This is a genomic window from Methanoculleus sp. UBA291 (assembly GCF_002499755.1).
Taxonomy (GTDB): domain Archaea; phylum Halobacteriota; class Methanomicrobia; order Methanomicrobiales; family Methanoculleaceae; genus Methanoculleus; species Methanoculleus palmolei.
The window spans coordinates 9,863-10,891 of the sequence record NZ_DANC01000022.1 but is presented as its reverse complement, the minus strand read 5'-3'; the positions used below and the strand labels follow the sequence as shown (position 1 = coordinate 10,891).

At 64.1% G+C, this 1,029-nt stretch carries 1 pseudogene; it reads left to right on the top strand.

The window, feature by feature from the left end:
• Window positions 1-705, top strand: a pseudogene (locus BP737_RS05465) (hypothetical protein); the annotation flags it as partial.
• Between the last annotated feature and the right edge of the window lie 324 nt (window positions 706-1,029).

The window sequence follows — 1,029 nt, the reverse complement described above, 5'->3', positions numbered from 1 at the left end:
CAGATCCTCCGGCTCTACGAGCGATGGGATGTCCGGAAGCCCGGGGTCTTCGCGGTCACGAGCGACCTCGCCCTGAACCTCTACGCAGAAGCCGACGAGAGCGTCCGGTCGGTCTTCCACCCGACCGAGGTCAATTTTACACCCTACACGAAGGTAGAGGTCCGGGATATCCTTGCCGACCGCGTCCGGCAGGGGCTCTACCCGCGGGTGGTCTCAAAGGTCCTCCTCGACCGTATCGCCACCATCGCCGCCGGCGAACAGGACGTCCGGATCGGGATCGACCTCGTCCGGCTGGCGGTCCTCCGGGCGGAGAAGGACGGCCGCCGTCGGGTCACCCCCGGCGACGTGACGGCTGCCGGCCGGGCGGTCGCGGCACCGGTACTTGCCACCCGTGCCGCGGGGCTCTCGGACGACGAGCGCATACTGCTCCGCCGGATTGCGGAACGGTCCAGGGAAGGGGCAGATATGACGGCGGGAGCGGTCTTTGAGGCGGCGCGGAATTACCTCCCGGTCGGGAAGACGACCTACCACGAGCACCTCAACGGGCTCGCGAAAGCCGGGATCGTCGATCTCGTGCCCGGAGCGGGCCGGGGGCGGGAGCGGGAGGTCCGCCTCCGGTACGACCCCGGAGACGTGGCCGCCGCCTGCATCGGATCAAAAAAGCCCGGATCGATCATCACCCCGGATTCGGTTCGCAATCGTTGATTCCTGCCCGGTCCTCTGGAATCCGAATTTTGGAGAAAGTAACGTTTAAATAGTCTCTGTTGTTAAATTCGGGGCCATTGACTCACCTTTTTAACCCGTGGTCCCCGACGATGATGTATGCGCCGGAAAGAATCCCGGTGCAGGGAGATACAAAAAAATGCAACACGACGACAGGCCCCGGACTGAGAGAACCCCGGGAGGAACCGAATCGAAACCCAGAGGCGGCAGCCCGGATCCAAAGTGCCACCACGCGCTCTGCCAGGCCGCCACTGGTACATCTCCTGCAGAAGAGATAAGCGTGACCCCGGTACCGCTCTTCCTCGT